Source organism: Pikeienuella piscinae (genome assembly GCF_011044155.1).
Lineage (GTDB): Bacteria > Pseudomonadota > Alphaproteobacteria > Rhodobacterales > Rhodobacteraceae > Pikeienuella > Pikeienuella piscinae.
In genome coordinates this window covers 1,838,262-1,853,831 of record NZ_CP049056.1, presented here as the reverse complement: position 1 = coordinate 1,853,831, position 15,570 = coordinate 1,838,262, and the positions used below count along the sequence as shown (strand labels likewise).

Genomic DNA, 15,570 nt, shown 5'->3' with positions numbered 1-15,570 from the left:
AGGGAGCTGATCATGTTCGAGACGGTCCTGCTGCCGGTTGATCTTGGACACGAAGAGTCCTGGCGAAAGGCGCTGCCGCTGGCGGATGAACTGCGTGGAAAGACCGGCGCCTTACATATCCTCGCGGTGCTGCCGGATTTCGGGGAATCCATCGTCTCTTCGTTCTTTCCGTCCGATTTCAAGGAAAACGCGCTCAACGAGGTTGACGCCGCGCTTCGCGCCTTCATCGAAGGAAAGAACCTTGACCGGACGACACCTCATGTCGGTTACGGCCATGTCGCGGAAGCGATCCTTGGCGCGGCGGGCCGCGTCGGCGCCGACCTGATCGTCATGGCGTCACACCCGCCAGATGAGTTGCGCTCGATTCTGATCGGCTCGCAGGCCGGAAAGGTGGTGCGTCACGCCGCGATTCCGGTCCTCGTCGCCCGCTGAAATGGGGGGGGTGGCTGGCGACGACCGACAATATGCTGATATGCGGCCATGAACGAGAAAACCAGGAGCCGAACCGAGTATGACCCCTTTCGCAATCGCTGGCGTCCAGATGCATGTCGCCGCGCTGCATTCCAACGTGGAGGCGATGCGCCAGCGTCTCGATGTCCTGATGGCCCGCTTCCCTTGGGTGCAGATGGCGCTTTTCAGCGAACTCGCCCCATATGGCCCGCTCGACCGGTTCGCGCAGCCTTTCCCGAACCAGGTGATTGAACAGTTTCAGGAGGACGCCCGCCGGCATGGCATATGGGTCATCCCCGGCTCGATGTTCGAGAGGCTTGAAGACGGCCGGATTCGGAACACTTCCGTCGTGATCAATCCGCAAGGCGAGATCGTCGCGAAATACGCCAAGATGTTCCCTTTTCGACCTTATGAATCGGGTGTCGAGGCGGGAACCGAATTCTGTGTTTTCGACGTGCCGGAGGTCGGACGCTTCGGGCTCTCGATCTGCTACGATATCTGGTTTCCGGAAACCACGCGGCAGCTGACTGCGCAGGGGGTGGAGGTGCTGTTGCACCCGGTCCTTACCGGCACCACCGACCGCGAGGCTGAGATCGCCATCGCCCGCGCGACGGCTGCGCAGTTCCAATGTTACGTCTTCGACGTGAACGGCCTCGGGGCCGGAGGCGTGGGGCGGAGTTTGGTGGTCGATCCGACGGCGACCGTGTTGCATCAGTCGGCGGGTCAGGAGGACATGTTCCCGATCGAGATAGATCTCGATATCGTGCGTCGCCAGCGCGAGACGGGGATGAAGGGCCTCGGCCAGGTGCTCAAGAGCTTCCGCGACAGATCCGCCGATTTCTTGGTCTACGACCGCGCCTCGGGCGCCGACGCCTATCTTCACACGCTTGGCCCGTTGGAGACGCCGGTAAAGGGTTCGCGCGCCGGCCTCGCGGCGCCCGACCCCCGCGCCGCGCTCGAAGCCGAAGCGCCCGCCACGAATTACGCCGCACCGCTGGCGCTGCTGAAAGGCGGTCCCGGCTGAAGTCGACCGAGAGAGGGCGGTCGCAGGGCCGCCCAGGGAGAGCCCGATGAACCAGTCCGCGCCCGAAGCCAAGCTACCGTCGATCGGCGACTATTACAGCGCGACCCAGCTCCGCGCCGACCGCTGGAGCGCGCTTCGGGAGGCGGCGGAGTCGCTCACCCGGCATGGTCATACCGGAAAACGCGGGGCGAAGCTGGTGGCGGAGGCCGAAGCGCTGCTCGTCGCGCTCGACCCGATCGAGCGATACTGGGCGTTCCCGGGCTATACCGCCTTCAGCCATATGAAGCGGATGCTCGGCGCGCGCACGATACCAGAGTTCGCATTCGCGGCGCGGCGCGTCGCGCGGGCGCTCGCGACCGGGGCCTACCGGCGCCGCGCGGTTCCGTTGACGACAGGGGACGCGGACGCCGACGTTCTCGATGACGACGCCTCTCTCTCGCCTAGCGACCGCGCGCTCGGGCGGCCGTATTTCGAGGTGATCATCGTCGATCACGTGAGCGATGCGCAGGAGAAATGGCTCCGCTCCAGCCTGCTCGCGATGCGCCGGCCGGAGGATAATTTCGCTTATGAAGCGGTTGTCGTGCCAAGCCTTGAGGATGCGCTGATCGGCATTCTCTTCAATCACAACGTTCAGGCGGTGGTGGTCCGGCCCGGCCTGGCCCTGAAATCCCTGAACAAGCTGAAAATTCTCAACAACTATCTCTCGCGCTTCGGCGAGGAAGAGGATGTCGATGCGCTGGAGCCGGGCGATTACGGGCCTGAGACCTGTCGTCTCATCGCCAAGGTCCGTCCTGAACTCGACACTTATCTCGTCACCGATCGCTCCGCAGAAGATATCGCCGGGCTCGATCTGGGCGGTTGCCGGCGGGTCTTCTACAATCAGGAAGATTTTCTGGAGCTGCATCTCAACATCCTTCGCGGCGTCAACCGGCGCTACAAGACGCCTTTTTTCACCGCGCTGAAGGAATATTCGAAACAGCCGACCGGCGTCTTTCACGCAATGCCGATCAGCCGCGGAAAGTCGATCACGCGGTCGCACTGGATCCAGGATATGGGGGAGTTCTATGGCGCGAACATCTTCCTCGCCGAGACGTCAGCGACTTCCGGCGGGCTCGACAGCCTGCTGGAACCGCGCGGCCCGATCAAGGAGGCGCAGGAGTTCGCTTCCCGCGCCTTCGGCTCCCGGCAAACGTTCTTCGCCACCAACGGAACCTCGACCTGCAACAAGATCGTCGTGCAGGCTCTGGTCAGCCCTGGCGATATCGTGCTCGTCGATCGCGACTGCCACAAGTCGCACCATTACGGCATGGTGCTCGCCGGCGCGAATGTCGTTTACATGGAGAGTTATCCACTCGACCGGTACTCGATGTATGGGGCGGTGCCGCTGCACGAGATCAAGGGAAAGCTGCTGGCGCTGAAGGCGGCCGGCAAGCTGGACCGGGTGCGGATGGTGCTGCTGACCAACTGTACCTTCGACGGCATTGTCTACAATGTCGAACGGGTGATGGAGGAATGCCTCGCGATCAAGAAGAACCTGGTCTTTCTATGGGACGAGGCCTGGTTCGCTTTCGCCCGTTACGGCCCGACCTATCGTCAGCGGACGGGCATGAACGCGGCGAACGTGCTCCGCGAGAGGTTGCGTTCGCCCGAGCACGCGAAAGCCTACGAGATACAGCAGAAGAAGCTGGAGGGGGCCGATGACGAGACGCTGCTGAAGACTCGGCTGCTCCCGCCGCCGGACGCGAGAGTGCGGGTCTACGCGACGCAATCGACGCACAAGACGCTGACTTCACTTCGTCAGGGCTCGATGATCCATGTCAACGATCAGGACTTCAAGGGAGAGGTCGAGCAGAGCTTCCACGAAGCCTACATGACCCACACCTCGACCTCGCCGAATTACCAGATCATCGCATCGCTGGATGTCGGACGGCGGCAGGTGGAGCTTGAAGGTTTCGAATTCGTCCAGCATCAGGTCGAGGCGGCGATGGGGGTCCGGCGTGCGGTGGCGACGCATCCGCTGTTGAAGAAGTATTTCCGCATTCTTACCGCTGGCGACATGATTCCGGAGGAGTATCGCGAAAGCGGCGTCACGAGTTACTACGACGCCGAACTGGGCTGGTCGGACCAATGGGATATCTGGACGCGCGACGAGTTCGTGCTGGATCCCACGCGGGTGACGCTCGCCGTCGGCGGCACCGGCTATGACGGCGACACGTTCAAGACCCGGATCCTGATGGAGAAGCACGGGATCCAGATCAACAAGACCTCACGCAACACCGTGCTTTTCATGACCAATATCGGCACGACGCGCTCCTCGGTCGCCTATCTGATCGAGGTGCTGGTGGAGATCGCGCGGGATCTGGACGAGTTGCTCGACGACGCGTCGAAGATGGAGAAACTGGGTTTCGAGCGGCGCGTCAGGAGCCTTGTCGAACAGGTGCCGCCACTGCCGGATTTCAGCCGGTTCCACGACGCCTTCCGCTCCGCCGGCGATACGCCTGAAGGCGACATAAGGCGCGCGTTCTTCCTCGCCTATGATGAGGACAACTGTGATTACCTGGACCTGGACGGCTCGCTCAGGGATGCGCTCGAGGAAGGGCGAGAGCTGGTTTCCGCCGGCTTTATCATTCCTTATCCGCCGGGATTCCCGATCCTGGTGCCCGGGCAAGTGATCAGTCGCGAGATTCTGGCCTTCATGCGCGCGCTCGACGTAAGCGAAATCCACGGCTACCGCCCGGATCTGGGGCTCCGGGTTTTCAACGACGCGGCGCTGGAATCGGCGGCGGAAAAGCACGTCTGAATAATCAACAGGGAGACGTCACAATGGCGAAAAAGACGCTACAGAACATCTCGGAGATCCGGCGTCACTTTCATACGAATTCCGACCCGATCTACTTCGTCTCCGCGACGAACTTCAATCTGCTCGGGCTGGATGAGTGGGTGAAGAACTTCAAGTATATCTGCTACATGGACTGTTTCGACGGGCGGCATCCGAACGTGATGGTGCCAACCGAGACGCCGCACGACGAATTCCAGTCGATCGAGGACATCAACAATTACCTCCTCCAGCACAAGGAGGTGATCGATCTGGTGAAACGCCGCGGCGGAAAGCCGAAATTCGCCTTCCTGATGTTCGACGAAAAGACCGAAGCGCTGGTCAAGGAGCTGGGGGGCGAGCTCTGGTTCCCGAAGGCGAAGCTCCGCACCGCGATGGACAACAAGATCGAGACCGTCCGCGTTGGCGACAAGGCGGGCGTGCCCTCGGTGCCGAACGTGCTGGCGGAGGTGAAGAGCTACGCCGATCTGCAGAAAACCTGCGAAAAGGCCGGTATCGGACATGACCTCGTTCTGCAATCGGCGTTCGGGGATTCCGGCCACACCACTTTCTTCATCAAATCCGAGGCTGACTTCCGCCGCCACGAGCACGAGATCATCGGCGAGGGCGAGATCAAGATCATGAAACGGATCGACTGCCGCGGATCGGCGATCGAGGCCTGCGCGACCAAGGAGGGCACCATCGTCGGCCCGCTGATGACCGAACTGGTCGGCTTCAAGGATCTGACCCCCTATCGCGGCGGCTGGTGCGGCAACGAGATTTTCGCCACCGCCTTTCCGCCGAAAACCCGGCAGAAGGCGCGCGAGCTCACGTTCAAATTCGGAGAACAGCTGCGCAAGGAGGGATATCGCGGCTATTTCGAGCTCGATTTCCTCATTGACAAGAAAACCGGCGACATCTGGCTCGGCGAGCTCAATCCGCGCATCACCGGCGCCTCTTCCATGACCAACCACGCCGCCTTCGCGCATGCGGACGCGCCGCTGTTTCTGTTTCATCTGCTCGAATTCAGCGGCAAGCCGTTCAAGCTCGATGTCGAAGAGTTGAACGCCCGCTGGGCCGATCCGGACATGATCGATTCATGGTCGCAGATGGTGATCAAGCACACCGAGGACAGTGTCGACGTCATCACGGGCGCGCCGGAGTCGGGCATCTATCGGATGCTCAATGACGGCCGCGTCATCTTCGACCGGTTCGACTATCACCGCCGCGCGGTCGAAAGCGAGGACGAGGCGTTCTTTCTTCGCATCCTCCGGCCGGGCGATTTCCGCTACGAGGGCGCGGACCTGGGCATTCTGGTCACGCGCGGCCGGTCGATGACGAAGAATTTCGAGCTGACCGATCGTTCGAAGAAGTGGATCCACGGCATCAAGTCGGCCTTTGCGGCGCGCCCGCTGCCTTCCGTCGCCGCACTCGACGATCATGCGTTCAAGATCATGTAGATCATGCGCCTGATCTTCCGCGCTGTGGAGGAGGCTGGGCCGGGACCGAAATGGGCCGCGCTCTTCGCCGAGTTCTGGCCCGCCTACAGGCGCTGGTGGGTGCGCGATGGGCTGGCGGCGCGCCCGACCTACGCCGAGGGGCGCCGCGAAATCCAACGCCACATGCCGGAGATCCTCGATCTTTACGACACGCTCGCGGAGGCCGCCGGGGGCGGCGACGCAGAGGCGCGCTTTCTCAGCTTTCTACGTCCGCCCGCCTATCTCGCCGGATGCAGCCAGGCGGTTTGGCAGGGTGACGAGCCGCTCCTGGTGCGGAACTACGACTACGACCCGCACGCCTTCGACGCTGTGCTCCTGAAGACGAACTGGCGCGGCCGAGGCGTCATCGGCATGTCGGACGGCCTTTTTGGACTCATCGACGGGATGAATGATTCCGGTCTTGCGGTCTCGCTGACATTCGGCGGGCGCCGCGAGGTCGGCGGCGGCTTCGGCGTGCCGCTCATCCTGCGCTATGTTCTTGAGACCTGCGAGACGACGGAGGAAGCGGCGGCGGCGCTGAAGCGTCTGCCGAGCCATATGAGCTACAACGTCACGGCGCTCGACGCCGGACGCCGCTTCGTCACCGCCTATCTGGCCCCGGACCGGGAGACGGTGATCTCCCGCTCTCCCGTCGCGACCAATCATCAGGAGCGGGTCGAATGGTCCTCCCACGCGCGCTTCACCGCGACGGTCGAGCGCGAGCGGTTCCTCTTGCAGCGGCTGACGCTGCACCCTGAGACGGAGCGCAAATTCGTCGGCGCGTTTCTCAAGCCGCCGCTCTATTCTACCGCCTTCACCGAAGGGTTCGGGACGCTTTACACAGCGGCCTATCGCCCGCGCGCCGGCGAGATGGCCTTGAACTGGCCGGGTGCAAGCTGGCGCCAGGGGTTCGACGGGTTCGAGGAAGGCGCGCGCGTCGTCGACACCCCGGCGCGGCTCCCCGCCGCGCCGGTCTGAGTTCAGCCGGGGGCGGGAACCGCTTCGCCGGTCAGGTCGCCGGGGCCATCGTATTCATAGAGAAATTCCTTGCCGGTCGGAATCTCGACAAGCGCGGGGACGCCGGGGCGCGCCGCTTCGACCCCGTATTCGATCGCCTCGGCGCGGAGCGGGCGGCCCTCCGCGTCCACCTCCCGCACCAGAAGCCCGTCACGCGTGAAGCGCGTTTCCGATTTGCCCCGACTGCGCGTCCAGCCGAGGAGACGCCCTTCGACGTCGTAGTCCAGCACATCCGACCAGTCGCGTCGCGGCCAGATCATCGGGTCGACATAGCGCCGCTTCCCCCGGTCGGCGCCATGATCGATGGAGACGAGGCGCGCATCGTCGCCCTCGCCTTCGTAAACCCGCGTCTCATGGGACGGGTAGAGCACGGAGAAAAAGGCCGGCGCGGAAAGCTCGGCGCCATTGTCGGCGATCACCGCGATGTCCACGCGCGGACTCGTGATGTCCGGGCGGAGTGTTTCCGGCGTCGGCCCGCCCCAGCGAACGGTGATTTCGGCGCGGGTTCCCGCCTCGTCAAGTGGCCGGATCGTGACGCGCTCGAGATCGTTCTGCGTCAGCCGCCAGTGAAATTTCAGTGCGCGGCCGTTCGGGTCGATCGTTCCAGTCGTGCCGATGACATAGCGGCGCGTATATCCCGCGCCGCGCCAGAGCCGGGCGATCGCCGATGGCGAATCGAAGAGCCGCTCGTCCGCCGCGCTGTCGGCGCCGAGAAGAATGGCGATTCCGGCGCCGGTATCCTCCTCCTCTACCTGGATCACGACGACCGGTGGGACATCCTCGACTCTCAGCGTGTTGGCTAGCGAGATCATCCGACCGATTTCGATGCGGTCCGGGTCGGAGACGACCGGATGCGCTGCGGGCGAGAGGTAGGCCGCGTCGTCCAGGATTCCCTTCTGCCCGCGCCTGAATATCTGCTGGAGCGTTGGCGCGATCAGGTCGCGTTCCTCCAGAAACGTCTTCACGTCGGGGCGGAACGCCGCGAGGATCGCGCGCAGCGCCTCAAGCACAGGTCTGTCGCTGCCCGAGGAACCCTGTGAGATCAGCATGTAGGGCGTGTTGGCGGGGAAAAGGTCGCCGTGGCCCGGCTTGGCGTCCGGGCCGGTCGCGCCCGTCGGCGGCGTGACCGGGTCATGATCGCGATGTTCGGGAAAAACGTAGATGTGATTGGCGGCGTAGAGCCGCCAGAGTTGCGCCACCCCGTCCGGACTGGTGAGCGCGAGACGCGGTTGAGAGCGCCAGTTACTTCCCTGAATGGCGGTCGAGGAATTGCCGATGGTGATCCGGTTGAAGAGGATCTGGGTGTTGAGGCCGTAGTGCACGCCGGCCGCCTTGGCTTCGGCGCTGTAGACGACATTGCTGATCTGCGTTGGCTTGCGGCGGGAAAGGGGAGAATGCCCGCCATCGCGATTGTCATAGAGATCGCCTACATTCCCGGCCGCCTGGCCACGCGCGACCCAGCTTTGCAGCGTCTTGAAAGGCCCCTCGAGCTTTCCGTCTCTGATCTGGAAGCGGCGCATGGCGTCCAGCATTTCGAACCGCGCGACGAGGCGTTCATCCGCCGCGCTCCAGTAGGTGTTGGCGGTGGAGACGAGCGCTTCTCCGGTGTCGACGCGAGCGGGCGGCGGTGGCGCGGCGGCGGGAACTGGGGCGGGGGCGGCGGCCAAGAGCGCTGCGATGCGCGGCTCCGCCGCCAGCCGGTCGAGCGGCGGGCGCGCCAAAAGCGCGTCGAGATCGGAAAGGCCGAGCGCGACGGCGCGGGCAAGCGCATCGAACGCGACGTTGTCTTGGCCCATGGCGGCGGCGAGGACCGCCCGGTCAGCCTGAAGGCGGGCCGCGCCCTGGAACCGCTGAGCGAGTTGATCGAGCGCCGCCGCGGCGCCGGCGAAGTCGCCGGATGCGGCGCGTCGCGCGGCTTGGCGCTCCGCCGCATGCAGCGTCGGCATCTGGAAAAGCCCGACCCCGGAATATCCTGGCGCCGGGGGCGCGGGCTGCGCGGCGGCGCCGATCGGCGTCGTGAAAAATAGCGAGAGCGAGAGCGCAAGCGTCGCCCGGATCGGCCCGATTCTCATTGCGTCGCTCCTGCCGCTGCTTCGATCGCCGCCAGATAGCGGTCGCGGATGGCTGGGCCGCGCAGGAAGTCAAGCCCGCCTTCTTCCCCGAGCGCGGCGAGTCGCGCCTTCAATTCCACCTGCTCGCGCACCAGACGGACAAGTCCGTCAGCGATCTCTGTTTCATCGTTGGGATCGGCGGAGATCACCACGCTCCCCTCGTCGAAATAGCCGTCGACACCCCAGCCCCGTGGAATCAGACAAGGCGCCCCCGCGAGGAGCGCTTCGGAGAAAACCATTCCAAAACTTTCGCGCCGCGAGACCAGCGCAAACCCGCAGGCGGCGTTGAAACGCCGTTGCATGTCCGTGTTCGGCACCGCGCCGAGGAAGCGCACGCGCCCCGGCGCCGCTTCCTGCGCCAGCGCCGCGAGCCGCGCGAAGGCCGCCGGATCGCCGCCTCCGGCGATGTCGAGGCTGATATCGGGGATCTCCGCGCCGGCCTTTCCGATCGCGCGGATAAGCGCTGCGGCGTTCTTGCGGTCGGCGGACGCGAAATGGAACGCGCTGACGATTACCGGGGGCCCGGTCTGCGGCGCGAGGCGCGCTTCCGCCAGACCGGGGCATGGGAGTGTCCGCACCGGACCGTCGCGCGCGCCGAGCCGCTGTTCGAGCCGCGCCGCCGCCCAGGGCGCGAACGGAAAGACGACCACGGCCTCGCGCCAGATGCGGGCGTAGAGCGGTCTGAGCGCGCGTTTGACGCCGATGATTCTCAGGTCGCTGTCTCCCTGGATGGAGACGGCGAACGGTTTGCCCCAGCGCCGCGCGAGCGCCCAGCCGACCGGCCCCTCGACCGAGAGCTTGTGCGCGTGGACGAGATCAGGCGTGAATCCCGCCGCTTCGCAATCGGCTGCGATCCAGTCCGTAAGCCGGTCGAGATAGTGTTTCATCAACACGCCTTTTGGCGGGGCGCCGTAGGCGACGGCGCGGTGCGCGGCGCCGGCGGCGTCAGCGAAGTCCAGCGCCGCGATCCCGTTCCGCCACCCGATCCGATTCAACGAAACGACCCGGTGTTCATGTCCCTCGGTAAGCTTGAGGAGATTGGCGATTGCGCGGGTCTTGGCTGGGAATAGAGGATCCGGATAGTCCGCTGAAATATGCAATATTCGCATGGTTCTCCTGTCCCGTCGCGGGGTGCGGGCGGAGTATTCCCCATGCGACGCCTGATGTCATGGGGGCGAAGCGCGGCCAGAGGTGAATCGTCCGGCCCGAAGATGAAGAAAGGCGCCGCCGCGCCCCGTGTTTCAGGTGGTGTGCCGGGGGCCGATCCGACATGGCGGCGTCTTGCGGGGCTCTCGGCCCCTGGGCAGCTATCGGTGCGCGCGTCCCGGCGGCTGCGCCAAATGTCGAGAACTGGCGAAGCCGCCGCTCATCGCCGAACGGCGGCTTTTCTCATTCAGGCAGGAACGCGATGCGGCGTCAGGCGGCTGGCCAGAGGGCTTCGAAATCCGTGGCGGCGGCGCCGTCGAGAATGATCTCGATTTCGCCGCTCGCGCCGCCGGTCGTCTCCATCCGCACCAGCAGGTGCGCATCGCCCAGGCGTGACAGCGAAAACTCGGCCGAATCATCGAGGGCGAGCAGGTTTTCAACACTGAGCACGCCGGCGCTGCTCCCATCGGCGTTCCGAAACCCCATTCCCGCGCCGAACGTGTCGTCATCGAAATGGCCGAAGACCAGCCGGTCGCCTTCCGAAAAATCCAGATCGACGATCAGGTCTCTCCCATCGATGCGATCGCCAGTGAAGACGAACTTGTCCGCGCCATCGCCGCCGATCAGCGTGTCGGACCCCTCGCAGCCGGTGAGCACGTCGTCGCCGGCGCCACCGTTCAGCCAATCGTCGCCACGGCGGGAATAGAGCGTGTCGTCGCCGCCCCCGCCCTCGATCACGTCGTCGCCGTGCGGCGCGGCGATCATGTCATCGCCGGCGCCGCCCTGGTGGGTGACCGGCCCGATGTCGCTGAGGGCGATTTTCAGCTGCGCGAAGCCGAGTCCGCCGTCGCTGTCCGCGACCGCATAGGTGATTGTGTCGACCGCGAAATTGATTCCGTCCGGAAGGTTGGCCGCCGTATAGCGAATTTGGCCATCGACGATCTCCACCTGTGAGCCGAACATGGATTCGGCGTGTCCCGAAAGGAATGCGCCGCCGCCGGCGTCGTCATTCGCCAGGACGTCGATCATCGCCGTGTCGCCCGCAGCGACATTGGCGGCGTCCTCCGCCAGATCGGCGGAAAGATGGACGCTGTCGCGTTCGTCGCCGCCGAACGTGATGTCGACGATCTGCTCGCCGCCCGCATGACCGATCGCCAGGCGCATGTCCGCGTCCTCGGCGAGACCCAGGCGCACGTCGCCTGAGAGCGCGTAGGCGAAGAGGTCGTCAAGGCTGCCGATGACCGTTTCGTCGGACGGTGATTGATCGGTGGCGCCTGCGAATACGATGGAGTCGCCGGCGAGGAAATCGAGATCTAGCAGACCGGTTCGATCGTCAGCCAGGCTATTGGCGATCACGAACCGGTCGGCGCCTGCGCCGCCCGTAAGGAGGTCATTCCCGCCGCCGCCGTCCAGCGTGTCGTCTCCATCACCGCCATTGAGCACGTCATCGCCTACCGTTCCGACAATGTGAGCGCCGATCGGCGTGTCGATGTCATCGACCGCCTCCGCAGGCGGCGGGGCGCCGAGAACGCCGAGCGCCGCGTCGATCCAGGAAGCGGTGTCCGGAAAGTTGGCCGGGTCCGGGAATTCGAGCGCGGACCAGTGATCCGGGACCGCCTTGCTCTGCTCAAGCACGGTATTCTCAGCATAGGTTATGCCGCTCTCGCCATTGGCGTCGGCGCCCCAACCCGTCGGGTCGAATTCCGGATTCCAGCCCAACGTCATGACATTGTCGAATATGTCGATATCGGCCGGGGCGTCGTCGAATGCGCGCGATGACAGCGAAATGTACGGTCGCCAGCCATTTGCGTCACCATGGTAGTCGTGTCCCGCGGGGATCAGGACATTGCCGAAAATCTGCGCGCCGACGACGTCGCCCAGCGCAATACCGTGAACATGGCTGATCTGGATGAAGTTCCCCGAAACCTCGAAATCCGAGAATGGCTCGTTTTCCAGCCCGGGGCGCACCGCATGGCCAAATATCGCCTGAACGGCGCCGCCGTCGCCCTGTTGCATGATGTTGCCGCGAATGGTCACCCCGGTGATCCCGCCCTCTCCGGCATCGCCCATGAATTGAATGAAATCCGGATGGTCGCCTGTGGCGGCGGCGCCGGGCGCCGCCGCCCGCGACCAGGGGGAGAAGTCGTGGAAATGATTGCCCTCGATCAGGATATCGCTTGTGCTTCCAAAAGCGATTCCGTCGCTGCGAAGGTCGTGAAACTCCGAATTCGTGATCTCGTTGTCCGACCCGCCAAAGAGCTTGACGCCCTTGTTGAACCCGGTGATGTCCAGATTGTCGAGTTTGACGCCGGACGAGCCGCTGATCGACACGCCGTATTCATGCGCGACCCCGATCATCATTTCCTTGCCTGTCGCCGCGGGATCGTCCGGGTCCATGCCTGTCGTAGGAATGGCGCCCGAAAGAGTCATTTCGGAGACGGACACATTCTCGCAGTTCTGGATCCAGATGCGGTTGGAGTAGATCGGAAGCGGGTCCGCGCCGATAAGGTCCACGCCCTCGATCGAGACATTCGAGACCGCACGCAGGTTGATCACGCCGGTGATCGTCGCCGGCGCGTTCGCGTCCGCTGAGACGATGTGCACCGTTTCCGCGAAGTCTCGGTTTTTCATCGAGATTCCGTCATACTCGCCGCTCGCGAGCGCGATGGTCTCGCCGCCGGTCGCGGCGGCCAGCGCCGCGGCGAGTTCATTCTGGTTGGCTACAAGAACAGGCTCGGCCTTATCGCCGAGCACGCCAAATACACCACTCATTTCGCACACCTCGGTTACGCTACAATCGGCGGATGCGCGGAACGGAATTCGAGCCGCAACGCTGCTCGAAGCCCCGACAGGTTGTCGCTCCGGGCCACTCCCACTCCGGACCTCACGCCTTGGAAAGCGGTTGGTCGTAGTTACGGATGTTGTGCGCCGGTCACCGGCGCGACCATGCGTTCTGCTATGGAGTGTGTTGATATTAGTGATATGGATATGCTCGTGCAATCAAACCGTAAAGAAAAATTTAATAGCAAGTGATTTTTAACTACAGATAAACTATAGATTTGCTATTGTAGGGATTTTTATTTATCTTTTATATGAAGTTAATCTCTGACATTTTGTGGTGATGGCGACGTGTTGACCTGATGTGATTCTCTCCGTTCTGTGCTCCGCTCTCTGGTCTGGCCGCCTCGCGGGAGGGCGATTGCAGGGGCAAGCGGCGAACCGGCGCGTCTTTCGCATGTGCGCACGCGGGAGAGGGCCGCCGTTCTTCCGAACGATCGACAGGAGGCGGGCGGCAACCGGACTGTTGCCGCTTCCTGTCAGTCGGCCTAGGTATCTTTCTCAGGAAAGGCCCGGACATGACCGTCGATACCCTCGTCACCGTTCCTCAACCGCAGCGTCCCCAGCGCGCCAAGCTGGAGGGCGGCGTTCGGATCATCATGAAGACCGAGTTCGAGCCCGCTGGCGACCAGCCTGCGGCGATCGCCGAACTGGCTGAGGGCGTAATCAGCGGCGAGCAGGATCAGGTGCTTCTGGGCGCCACGGGCACCGGCAAGACTTACACGATGGCGAAGGTGATCGAGGCGACTCAGCGCCCGGCGATCATTCTGGCGCCGAACAAGACGCTCGCGGCGCAGTTATATGGGGAGTTCAAATCGTTCTTTCCAAATAATGCAGTCGAGTATTTCGTATCCTACTACGACTATTATCAGCCGGAGGCCTATGTGCCCCGGTCCGACACCTATATCGAGAAAGAGGCGCAGATCAACGAGCAGATCGATCGTATGCGCCACTCCGCGACGCGCGCGCTTCTGGAACGTGACGACGTGATCATCGTCGCTTCGGTCTCCTGCATCTACGGTATCGGCGCTGTCGAAACTTACGGCGCGATGACGCAGGATCTGAAGGCGGGGGAAAGCTATGTCCAGCGCGACGTGATCCGCGAACTGGTGGCGCAGCAATACAAGCGGAACGACGCGGCCTTCCAGCGCGGATCATTCCGGGTGAAAGGCGACACGCTCGACCTCTGGCCGGCGCATATGGAGGACCGGGCGCTCCGTTTCGCTTTCTTCGGCGACGAGTTGGAGGCGATCAGCGAGTTCGATCCGCTGACCGGCGAGCGGACAGGCGCGCTGGAGCATGTCCGCATCTACGCCAATTCGCATTACGTGACGCCGCGCCCGACGCTCAACCAGGCGATCAAGCAGATCAAGGCGGAACTGGCCGTCCGACTTGGCCAGCTCAACGCGGAGGGCCGGCTCCTCGAGGCGCAGCGCCTCGAACAGCGCACCAATTTCGATCTCGAGATGATGGAGGCGACGGGCTCCTGCGCCGGGATCGAGAACTATTCGCGCTATCTGACCGGGCGCAAGCCCGGCGAGCCGCCGCCGACCCTGTTCGAGTATATCCCCGACAACGCCATTGTCTTCGCCGACGAAAGCCATGTCTCGGTGCCGCAGCTCGGCGCCATGTACAAGGGCGACTACCGGCGGAAGTCTACATTGGCTGAACATGGCTTCCGATTGCCGAGTTGCATGGACAATCGACCACTCAAATTCGAGGAATGGGATGCGATGCGCCCGCAATCGGTCTTCGTCTCCGCGACGCCGGGCCCGTGGGAGCTGGAGCGCGCCGGCGGCGTCTTCGCCGAGCAGATCATCCGCCCGACGGGGTTGATCGACCCGCCGGTCGAGGTGCGGCCGGTCGGAACCCAGGTTGACGATCTTCTGGACGAGGTGAAGCGGGTCGCGCTGGCGGGCTATCGCGCGCTGGTCACCGTGCTCACCAAGCGGATGGCGGAGGATCTGACCGAATACATGCATGAGCAGGGCGTGCGCGTCCGTTACATGCATTCCGACATCGACACGCTGGAGCGGATCGAGATCCTGCGCGACCTGCGGCTCGGGGCGTTCGACGTGCTGGTCGGGATCAACTTGCTGCGCGAGGGGCTGGATATTCCCGAATGCGCGCTGGTGGCGATACTGGACGCCGACAAGGAGGGGTTCCTGCGCTCCGAGACATCGCTGGTGCAGACCATCGGCCGGGCGGCGCGCAATGTCGACGGTAAGGTGATCATGTACGCTGATCGCGTCACCGGTTCGATGGAGCGGGCGATCGGAGAGACCAATCGGCGCCGCGAGAAGCAGATCGCCTACAATACCGAGCACGGCATCACTCCGGCCTCGATCAGAAAGAACATCGACGACATTCTCGGCAGCGTCTACGAACGCGACCATGTGACGCCGAAGCTGAAGGGCGGCAAACCGCTGATCGGCGGTAATTTGCAGACGCACCTCGACGCGCTGCGCAAGGACATGTTGAAGGCGGCGGAGAACCTGGAGTTCGAAGAGGCGGCGCGGCTTCGCGACGAAGTCAGGCGACTGGAGGCGGTCGAGCTCGCCGTCTCCGACGATCCGCTGGCGCGGCAATCGGCTGTGGAGGCGGCGTCGAAACCGGCGCGGGGGCGCTCCACCTCCGGGCGAGCGGGCACACGGGCCTATAAAGGCAAGAGCCGGCCGGGCATGTGAGGCC

The 15,570-nt window shown here is 63.9% G+C and carries 9 protein-coding genes; 6 read left to right on the top strand and 3 right to left on the bottom strand.

The genetic code is table 11. The features are described from left to right. The first annotated feature begins 12 nt into the window (after nucleotides 1-12). The 5 genes from G5B40_RS08960 to G5B40_RS08940 all read left to right on the top strand — a co-directional run bounded on the left by G5B40_RS08960 (nucleotide 13) and on the right by G5B40_RS08940 (nucleotide 6,745). Nucleotides 13-432 carry a universal stress protein gene (locus G5B40_RS08960; protein ID WP_165097679.1) on the top strand — a complete coding sequence of 140 codons (420 nt, stop codon included), beginning with the start codon at nucleotides 13-15 and terminating at the stop codon, nucleotides 430-432. A gap of 79 nt (nucleotides 433-511) precedes the next feature. Then, the gene (locus G5B40_RS08955) at nucleotides 512-1,474 is read left to right on the top strand and encodes a carbon-nitrogen hydrolase family protein (protein ID WP_165097676.1); all 963 of its coding nucleotides are present in this window, start codon (nucleotides 512-514) and stop codon (nucleotides 1,472-1,474) included. A gap of 46 nt (nucleotides 1,475-1,520) precedes the next feature. Then, nucleotides 1,521-4,274 carry an aminotransferase class I/II-fold pyridoxal phosphate-dependent enzyme gene (locus tag G5B40_RS08950; RefSeq protein WP_165097673.1) on the top strand — a complete coding sequence of 918 codons (2,754 nt, stop codon included), beginning with the start codon at nucleotides 1,521-1,523 and terminating at the stop codon, nucleotides 4,272-4,274. Between the two features lie 23 nt (nucleotides 4,275-4,297). Continuing rightward, nucleotides 4,298-5,749 (top strand): biotin carboxylase, encoded by a 1,452-nt coding sequence (locus G5B40_RS08945; protein ID WP_165097670.1) that lies wholly within the window; start codon nucleotides 4,298-4,300, stop codon nucleotides 5,747-5,749. Between the two features lie 3 nt (nucleotides 5,750-5,752). After that, nucleotides 5,753-6,745: a C45 family autoproteolytic acyltransferase/hydrolase gene (locus G5B40_RS08940; protein ID WP_179961611.1), complete on the top strand. Its 993-nt coding sequence runs from the start codon at nucleotides 5,753-5,755 to the stop codon at nucleotides 6,743-6,745. 2 nt (nucleotides 6,746-6,747) lie between these two features. On the opposite strand, the gene G5B40_RS08935 is transcribed toward G5B40_RS08940, so the two are convergent. The 3 genes from G5B40_RS08935 to G5B40_RS21370 all read right to left on the bottom strand — a co-directional run bounded on the left by G5B40_RS08935 (nucleotide 6,748) and on the right by G5B40_RS21370 (nucleotide 13,041). Then, nucleotides 6,748-8,856 (bottom strand): hypothetical protein, encoded by a 2,109-nt coding sequence (locus G5B40_RS08935; RefSeq protein WP_165097668.1) that lies wholly within the window; start codon nucleotides 8,854-8,856, stop codon nucleotides 6,748-6,750. After that, on the bottom strand, nucleotides 8,853-10,004 hold the full coding sequence (locus G5B40_RS08930) for a glycosyltransferase (protein ID WP_165097665.1): 1,152 nt from the start codon (nucleotides 10,002-10,004) through the stop codon (nucleotides 8,853-8,855). Before G5B40_RS08930 ends, G5B40_RS08935 begins: the two co-directional genes overlap by 4 nt. 307 nt (nucleotides 10,005-10,311) lie before the next feature. Further along, nucleotides 10,312-13,041 carry a right-handed parallel beta-helix repeat-containing protein gene (locus tag G5B40_RS21370; protein WP_165097663.1) on the bottom strand — a complete coding sequence of 910 codons (2,730 nt, stop codon included), beginning with the start codon at nucleotides 13,039-13,041 and terminating at the stop codon, nucleotides 10,312-10,314. Nucleotides 13,042-13,397: 356 nt separating this feature from the next. On the opposite strand from G5B40_RS21370, the gene uvrB reads away from it, so the two are divergent. Further along, nucleotides 13,398-15,566, top strand: coding sequence for an excinuclease ABC subunit UvrB (gene uvrB / locus G5B40_RS08920; protein ID WP_165097661.1), 2,169 nt, complete (start codon nucleotides 13,398-13,400; stop codon nucleotides 15,564-15,566). The last annotated feature ends 4 nt before the right edge of the window (nucleotides 15,567-15,570 follow it).